Origin of the sequence: Amycolatopsis kentuckyensis (assembly GCF_002155975.1) — a bacterium.
GTDB lineage: Bacteria > Actinomycetota > Actinomycetes > Mycobacteriales > Pseudonocardiaceae > Amycolatopsis > Amycolatopsis kentuckyensis.
The window spans coordinates 1-8,663 of sequence record NZ_MUMI01000016.1 but is presented as its reverse complement, the minus strand read 5'-3'; the positions used below and the strand labels follow the sequence as shown (position 1 = coordinate 8,663).

Annotated in this window: 5 protein-coding genes; 2 read left to right on the top strand and 3 right to left on the bottom strand. The window is 72.8% G+C overall.

What is annotated here, in order from left to right; genetic code table 11:
* Positions 1-3,651 (bottom strand): alpha-(1->3)-arabinofuranosyltransferase (locus tag CCN39_RS01370; RefSeq protein WP_086837977.1); only part of this gene is annotated, 3,651 nt, incomplete at its 3' end.
* 92 nt (positions 3,652-3,743) lie between these two features.
* Between CCN39_RS01370 and CCN39_RS01365 the strand changes: the two genes are divergently transcribed.
* Positions 3,744-4,451: a class I SAM-dependent methyltransferase gene (locus CCN39_RS01365; RefSeq protein WP_244210565.1), complete on the top strand. Its 708-nt coding sequence runs from the start codon at positions 3,744-3,746 to the stop codon at positions 4,449-4,451.
* Here the strand turns inward: CCN39_RS01365 and CCN39_RS01360 are convergent.
* Both CCN39_RS01360 and CCN39_RS01355 read right to left on the bottom strand, forming a co-directional pair.
* On the bottom strand, positions 4,445-6,187 hold the full coding sequence (locus CCN39_RS01360) for a glycosyltransferase family protein (protein WP_086837979.1): 1,743 nt from the start codon (positions 6,185-6,187) through the stop codon (positions 4,445-4,447). The two genes, CCN39_RS01365 and CCN39_RS01360, sit on opposite strands and share 7 nt — an antisense overlap.
* 11 nt (positions 6,188-6,198) lie before the next feature.
* A complete protein-coding gene (locus CCN39_RS01355) occupies positions 6,199-7,779 on the bottom strand; it encodes a substrate-binding and VWA domain-containing protein (protein ID WP_086837976.1) in 1,581 nt (526 codons plus the stop codon).
* A gap of 259 nt (positions 7,780-8,038) precedes the next feature.
* Here CCN39_RS01355 and CCN39_RS01350 point away from each other — a divergent pair.
* Positions 8,039-8,663: glycoside hydrolase family 25 domain-containing protein (locus CCN39_RS01350; RefSeq protein ID WP_086837978.1), on the top strand; the 625-nt coding region annotated here is incomplete at its 3' end.

Sequence of the window (8,663 nt, the reverse complement as noted above, 5' to 3'; positions counted from 1 at the left end):
CAACAGCAGCACCGCCGCCGCGCCGATCAAAAGACTCAAGCGGTAGTGCGCATCCGGCGTGAACGACAGCGACACCACGCCGCCCGCGCCTGCCGGGACGACCCAGGCCTGCTGCCAGCCGTCCACCCGGGTGCGGGTCAGCTGCTGTCCGTCCAAAGTGGCCGCCCAGCCCGCGTTCGCGTTCTCCGGGACCGCCAGCACCGCCTCCGCGCCCGGGCCCACCGTCACCGAGCGCGACGCCGCGTCCCACTCGCCTACCTGGACCGCTCGGCGCACCGGTGGCGGCGACGCACCCGCCGGGCGCAGCCACAGGTCCTGGACCACGAACGACTCCGACCGGTCCGTCCGCAGCTCGTGCCCGCCGGCCGGCAGCGCGATGCCGCCCTCCGAGTCGCGGCACATCCCCAGCGCCAGCTGCCGGTGCTCGATGATGTCGGACAGCTTGCCCTGCACCGACGTCCGGTAGTCGAGCCCGTCCAGGTGGACGTTCGGTCCCGAGCCGCACGGCACCGTGAACGCCGGGTCCGGGCCCGGCAGCAGGCCGTCGCTCCCGGACAGCGTGAGGGTGCCGATGCCCACCACCGCGCGCGCCGCGGGATCGTCGTCGTCGCCGGGCAGCACGAGCTGCAGCTGGTCGGTGTCCAGGGGCTCGAAGGACGCCGACCCGCCCGCGTCGAGCTGCACCGTCCGCGTCCCCGACCGGCCGGCCAGCTCCACCTGCCGCGGCGCGCGAGCGCCGCTGGACGGCGCGACCTCGATGTGCAGCCCCGAAATCCGCTTCGGCGACGTCCACCCGAGGGTCAGCGTCGGCCGCAGGTCGGTGACGTCGGGACGCCACGTCGTGCCCGCGTTGCCGTCCACCGCCGCGAGACCGGCGGCCGCCGGGTCACCGCCCAGCTGCGACGTCGACGCCACGGTGACCCCCGGCAGCGACACCGGGTTGCGGCCGCCGCCCGCCGGCAGCACCGAACCGCCGACCAGGTACGTCTGCTCGGCCGGGGTGCTGAACAGCCGCCGGATCCCGTCGGGCTCCTCGCCGTCACGCGCGGCGGTGGCGTCGCACCGGACGGCGTCGCCGAGCGGCAGGCACGCGTACCGCGGCTGCGGGCCGCGCGTGAACGCGAACCCGGGCGCGGACCCGGTCGGCAGGTCCGCGGGCACTTCCAGCGCGCGCTGCGGCTCGGTGCCCGGGATGGTCAGCTCCGCGATGCCGACGTTCCCGTCCTGCCGCCCCACCACGAGCGACAGCAGCGTGATCCGCACCTTGCGGGTCACGCCCCCGGCCACGGAGTACTCGTGCGGCCCGGCGCCGCGGATCACCGGCTGCTCGACCGAGCCGTTGTCGGTCGTGATCCGGATCCGGGTGGCCGGCCAGCCCACCCGGAGGTCGTCCACCAGCTGCAGCTGGACGGAGTTCACCAGCCGCGGGGTGTCCAGTTCGACCTCGAGCCACTGGCCGATCGGCCCGGTGAACGACGACGAGTGCCACGCCGTGCGCGGGTCACCGTCGATCGCCGCGAACGGCTGGTGCGAGGGATCGGACCCGCCGAAGGCGTCGGCGAACGATGCCGCCGTCGACGCCGTCACCGAGCGGATCCCCCGGTACGCGGCCACGGTCTGGTGCTCCTGGCCCGGGAACGGCAGCAGGTCGCCCGCCGCGCGCTGCTGGCGGTAGGCCTCGCCCGCGGTCAGCGTCTGGCTGAGGTTGTCGCGGACGCCGCCGACGTTCCGCTCGGCCCGGCGCAGGCCGTCGGTCACCAGCCGCGGGCCGCCGGGCGACCCGCCGTCGCCGGTGAGCACGGTCGGCGTCGCCGGGTCGAGCTGGCCGGAGTCGATCAGCGGCAGCAGGTTCTCCGGGCCACCACTGACCGTCGGGACGTCCTTTGTGGACGTCGCCGTGGCGAGCGGCACCGGCTTCCGCACTTCGTAGACTTCGAGGGGACCGAACTGGGCCGCCTTGGCGATGTCCGGCGACCCGGCCAGCCCGGCGCGCAGGGTCGCGATCGGCGGGGCCGCGGTCCGTTCGCGTTCGATGTCGTTGCGCAGCAGCAGGAACCGGTAGCCGGAACGCGCGAGCAGCGCGGCCAGCCCGGGATCGCCGCGGCCGTCCGCGAGTGCCGCGTCCACCGAGTCCATCAGCCGCGTGTTCCCTTCGGACCCCAGCGGCACCTGGTTGCGGACCGCCCACGGGCTCCGCGCGATCGCCTGCGCGGGCTCGTCGACCGTGCGACCCCACTCGTACTCGCCGAAGCCGGTGGCCGGCAGCAGCAGCGTCCGCGCGTTCGGATCGGCCTTGGCGACGTATCCGAGAGCGTCGTACCAATAGCCGGGCACGGCGTCCCAGCCCGGGCCGGACCGCAGGTTCAGCAGCCACGCCGGCGCGGCCATCACCAGCACCAGCAGCAGGCCCAGCGCGGGCCGCAGGAACCGCCGCGCGGACCGCACGGGCGCCGGGCTGGCGATGCCATGCACGAAAGCCAGCATCAGCGGCAGCCGCAGCACCGGCTCGAACTTGTGCACGTTGCGCAGCGGGGCGAGGGGCCCGTCGAGCAGGTGCCGGACCTGCTCGGCCAGGGGGCTGTCGAGCGTGCCGACGTAGCCGATGGTCAGCAGGGTCAGCCCGGTGACCACGCCGAGCACGAGGAACCGCCGGTCCGGGAGGCCGCGCCGGGTCAGCCCGAACAGGCCGACCCCGGCGACGAGCCCGGTGGCGAGCATCAGGACCGGGTTGTCGATCAGCGACCAGCCGCCGGGCCACCACGGCGTGCCCTGGACGACGTAGGCGACCCACTGGTTGGTGCCGCGCAGCACCTCGAACAGCGACATCGGCGCGGTGGTGTTCGTCGCGGACTCGATGTAGTCCAGGAACGGCAGGCTGTACTCGCCGAGCAGCAGCAGCGGCAGGATCCACCACAGCGTCGCCCCGACGACGAAGACGAACCACCACAGCACGAGCTCGACGTGCGCCCGCGTCCAGCGGCGGGTCAGCAGCCACAGTCCCGGCAGGACGAGCGCCATCACGACCATCGCGCCGTTGACGCCGCCCATGCACAGCACGGCCAGCGCGGACAGTCCGGCGGCCCGCCGCGGCGAGCCGATCGCCCCGGCCCGCACGAGCGGCACCAGCACCCACGGCAGCAGCACCGCGGGCAGCATTTCCGCGGACAGGCCGCCGATCTCGGTCAGCATGCGCGGCGCGAGCGCGTACCCGAGCGCGCCGATCAGCCGGGTGCGCTCGGTGCCGATCTTCATCGCCCGCGCCAGCACCAGCGCGCCGCCGAACGCGGCCGAGAGCAGGACCGCGCCCCACAGCCGTTGCGCGATCCACGCGGGCACGCCGGCGGCCTGGCACAGCGCGAAGAACGGGCCCATCGGGAAGAGGTAGCCGTACGCCTGGTTCTGCAGCTCCCCCGCGGTCGCCTCCGGGTTCCACAGGTGCAGCGCGCGGCCGAGGAAGGCGAGCGGGTCGACGGCGAGGTCCAGTTTGGTGTCGAACGTCGTCTTCCCCGGCATCTGCAGGAATGACAACGTGGTCAGCGCCAGCACGATCCAGGTGCTGGGCCGGCGGAAGAACGCGCCCACCGAGAACTTCCGGGCGCCGCCGGAGGGCGGGGCGTCGTCCCGGGTCCGTTCGCGGGTGGCGGTTACCATCCGGTAGATACTAGGCCGAAACCTGGCTACCATGTGCCGACGATTTTCCCCGGCCCCCGACTTCCTTGGGCAGGTGCGCCATCACTACCGAATTGACGCCCGCGGGCTTCGCCGACGCGTGGGCACTGGCCGAGCCGGTCAAGGGCTGGATGACGCGCGCCCAAGGCGAGGCGCTGTGGCAGGCCGCGTGCCGCCTGGAAAAGGGTGACGTCATCCTGGAAATCGGCAGCCACCAGGGCCGATCCACGATCGTCCTGGGCGCCGCCGCCCGCACCGTCGGGGCCACGGTGATCGCCGTCGACCCCTTCGTGGACGGCCGGTTGTTCGGCGGATCGCCGACGCGGCAGCTGTTCGAGCGCAACATCCGGCGGGCCGGGCTGGACGACGTCGTCGAGCTCGTCGCCGGTTACAGCACGAAACTGCGCCCTGACTGGGCTCGGCCCATACAGCTGCTTTACATCGACGGCAAGCACGACTACTGGACCTACACCGACGACCTGCGCTGGTCGGCGCACCTGCCGCCGGGCGCGGAAATCCTGGTCCACGACTGTTTTTCCTCCATCGGCGTCACGCTCGGCACGATCGTGAAGGTCCTCTTCGGACGGCGCTACACCTATGTGGACCGGGCCACGTCGCTGGCGCGGTTCCGGCTGACGCCACCGTCCACGGCGGACCGGCTGCGCGTGCTGGCCCAGCTGCCGTGGTTCGTGCGCAACGTCGGGATCAAGGTGCTGCTGCGCCTGCGGTTGCGGCCGCTGGCCCGGCTGCTCGGCCACGACAGCCCGTACGACCCCTACTGAGTCACCGGCTTTCCGATCTCGACCTTCGCCACGCACACGGGCGCGCCCGGGCTCGACAGGCGCACGCCGATGTGGTCGAAGAGGCCGTCCACCGGCAGGTACAGCGAGTGCAGCCCGGCCTGGAACCACACCGGTGTCCGGTCGACCAGGCCTTCGCCGCCGTCGGAGGTGAAGTAGTCGATCTTCAGCAGGTGGCGGCCGAGCAACGGCTTGTCGAGCGGGACGCTCACCGGCGTTTCGCCGACCGTGTACCCGCAGTCCGGCACCGGCCCCGGCACGCCGCGGGATTCCGCGGCCACCCCGGTGATCAGGTGCGGGGTGCCGGTCTGGTCGAGCTGGTGCATCCGGTTCGTCGGCTGGTCGAAGTGGGTGCCGGGCAGCAGGCCGACCACGCGCGACGCCCGCGAGTCCGCCCCGAACCATTCGTGCACCACATCGGACGGCACGAACGTGTCGTAGAACACCAGATCCGGTTCCTCCGCGACGGCCGCGCGCACATTTCCGAGGTACTGCCCGGAATGCTCGAACCGCAGCGCCGGGGCAAGCCGGGAAAAGCCCACCGCGGAACTGGTGAGCAGAAGCACGCACGCGATTAGCGCGATCGGCCGCTCACGCTTGCCGCCGGATGGCGCAATTTCGCCCGGCGGTAAGAAAGCGAACGCTCCGCACAACGCGGCCACGAAGGCCAGCTCGGCGAGGTACCGGGGGTCGTCACCGGCGGCCGGGCCGACTTCGCGCAGCCGCGTCAGCGCCAGCAGCCCGACGTCCACGGCGAACAGCAAGCCGAGCAGCGCCCACGCCCGCCAGGCCCGGCGGCCGCCCACGCGCGCGCCGGCCACCAGCAGCGCCAGGGCCGCGGCGATCAGCAGGACCACGACCGCGAACGGCGACGGCGCCCAGGTCGCGCCCGGGCCGGGGCCCGACCACGGCCCCCCGGCCAGCCCGGGCAGGAAGGTGTCGCCGAGCATCCGGCCGGTCAGGTCGGCGACGGTGCCGGCGGTCATCGGCGGGCCGCCCGGGGCCACCTGGCTCGACGTCAGCGCGAGGTAACCCGCGACGAACGCGGCGAGCAGCGCCGCGTGTCCCGCCCAGTAGCGCCGGTGGTCCCGGAAGGACTGTCCGAGCAGGACGGTCACCCCGGCCAGCAGCACCGGGACCACCGCGGCCTTCTCGTAGAACGCGAGCCCGAAGAGCGTCCACGCGAACGCGCCGATCCACCACCGGCCGCCCTCACGCAGGTAGCGGACGTGCCAGTACAGGGCCCCGGCCGCGGCGAGCACCACCGGGACGATCTGGACACCGTAGGCCCACCACAGCGTCGGGACCAGCAGCAACGTCGACGCCGTGAACACGGTGAACGGCACCAGGATCGCCCAGCGGCGGCCGAAGCAGCGCACCAGCAGGCACCAGAACAGCACGGTCGCCGCGGCCCGCATCAGCAGCAGCGGCGCCATCATGAGCGGGAAGTTCAGCGGCGCCCACCACGTCATCACCGCCGCGAGGAAGAACCCGCCGGGGGTCAGGTGCCCGTGGTAGTCCTGGAACAGGTAGCCGGGGTCGAACGGCCCGGCCACGGCGGCCCGGTACGTCATGACGAAGTCGTCCTGGGCGAAGTTCCCGTGCAGCGCCGCCCAGGTGTGCAGCGCCAACGGGATCACCCCGGCGACGAACGCGGCGACGACCAGCGCGGACGGTCTTCGGACCACCCGTGGCGCGGGCTTTTCGATCTGCACCAACACGGGTGTCCTCACTTCTTGCAGGCGGGCGGCTGGCACATGAGCTTGCTCAGTGCCTGGTAGAAGACGTCGGAGATCTTGCGCGGGTCGGGCGTGGTGAAGGACTCGCCACCGGTCGCGGCCGAGATCTGCTTCAGCTCGCTCGAATCGATGTCCGGGCCGATGCCGATCCCGATCACGGGCAGCGGTTTCCGCGGGTCCTGCAGCCGGCCCAGCTCGGACAGCAGGCCGGGCAGCCCGATCGAGTCGCTGTCCTCGTTGCGGCCGTCGGTGAGCACGACGACGACGTTGATCCGGCCGAGCTGCCAGCTCTGCCGGGCGTTCTGGTACGCGGCGAGGATCGAGTCGTACAGCCCGGTCGCGCCGCCCGGCTTCGGCTTGACCGCCTGCAGGGTCGCCACCCCGCCCCCGGCCAGCTGCTCGGCGATCGACCGCATCGGCAGCAGTTCCTTGTAGTCCTTGTTGCCGTCCAGCTTGGTCGAGAACAGCCAGAGGCCGATCTCGGTGGTCGGCTTGAACAGCCCGAGCCCCTGCGTCGCGGCTTCGAGCGTCAGCGACATCCGGCTGCGGCCGGTGCCGGGCACGGTGGCGGCCATCGAGCCGGACACGTCGAGCAGCACCTGGACGCGGGCGCTGAGGTTGGCGCCGGCCCAGGCCTGGAGCACGCCGTACATCGCTTCGGGCGCGGGCGGCCCGGCCGGGCGGGGCGCGGCGTCCGTGCGGGTGTCCCGCGGCCGGTCGCCGAGCAGCTGCCCGGACGGCGTCCGGAACCCGCCGTCGGCGAACGCCTTGGTGGCGGTCTGGTCGAGCAGCAGCCGCAGGAACCGCTCGGCCGCCGAGCGCGAGGCCTCCGAAGCCCGTGGCAGGACGACGTACGGGTAGTCGAAGCTCGACACGCCGGCGGCGGGGTAGGCGGCGACGAGCTTGCGGGCCAGCACCGACTGCTCCGACGCCGGCCACGCGGGGTACGGCTGCTTCACCGCCGAGAGCTTGCGGATCTCCTCGGTGAACGCCGCGGCCGGGTCGGGCGCGCCCTTGGTCAGCTGTTGCAGGCCGAGCAACGCGCCGATGGCGGCCGGGTCCCGGCCCGGATCGGGCAGCCCGACCGGGCTCTTGGCGAGGACGTCCGACCACGACGGCGACTTCGCCGGCCAGCCGGCCTGCTTCGCGACGTCGTCGGTCAGCGCCAGCACCACCGGCGAACTCGCCACCGGCTGGCCGGACTCGGGGAGGTTCCACGCGCCGCCGTCGCGGGCCTGCAGCAGCCAGGTGCTCGACTCCGGCACCCAGACGTCCGGGCCGTTCGCGCCGTTGGCCTCGAGCGCGGTCGCGGTGGCCGTCGACGGGCTCGCGGTCACCTCGACGGCGTAGCAGTCCTGCCCGGGGACGGTCCGGGCGAGCTCGGTCAGCACCGGCGCGATGTCCGGCGCGGCCGTGAGGTGCACCGGGGTGGTGGTGTCGCAGCCGCCGCCGGCCAGCCGGTTCTTCAGGTAGTCGAACCCGGCCCACGCGAGCAGCGCGACCACGAGCAGCGCGCTCAGGACGACGACCCGTGCGTCGATCCGCCGGGCTCGCGCCGGGTGTGCCGCCATGCACGTCCTTCCCTCGTGAGGTGCTGGCAGCTTGCCAGCCGGGTGAGCGGGAAGCCAGTACCGGAAGCGGAACGTCACCATCGGCGCGTGAGCGCCGGGTGAAGGACGGGCGGGGTACGGCCGTTTTGGTGATGCACCATGCGGTGTCGCGCTTTTCGCTTGACGACCATCCCACGCGGGTAATTGCACGATGGCGGACCGTGAAAACGATTTCGCCGTCCATTCCCCGGCGATGCGGCACCGAAGGGAGGCCGAGCCCGTGCGCACGATGTACGACGCGGTGACGGCCGCGAACATCCCCGCGGACGCCCGGATGGTCGCGGGCTACATCGACCGCATCAAGCTGCCGCCCTGGACACCCGCCGACTGGGCCCGGTTTCCCGACGCGGTCAAGGTCACGATCGTCAAGAAGGCCTCGACGAACGACGGGCACGTCCTCGACGTCGAGCCCGGCGACGCCACCCCGGCCGAGGCGCCGGGCTGGGTCCGGATGCGCCGCGCGGCGGGCGCGGACCCGACGATCTACTGCAACCTGTCGACCTGGCCGTCGGTGCGCTCGGCGTTTTCGTCCGCCGGTGTCGCCGAACCGCACTACTGGATCGCGCACTACAACGGCGATCCCGCCATCCCGGCCGGTGCGGTCGCCAAGCAGTACCGCGGGAACGTCGCGCCGGGCTACGACGTGTCATCCGTCGCCGATCACTGGCCCGGAGTGGACGGCCCTTCGAGTGACTCTTCGAGTGGAGTGGAGATCATGGAGCGCATCACCGTGACCCCGCCGAACGCCGCGGAGAACGCGGTGCGGGTGTACTTGTCCGGCGGCCCCGGCGCGGCGGTCATCGTCCGCCCGCGCCTCGGCGGCGGCGGTTTCGCGAAACCGATGT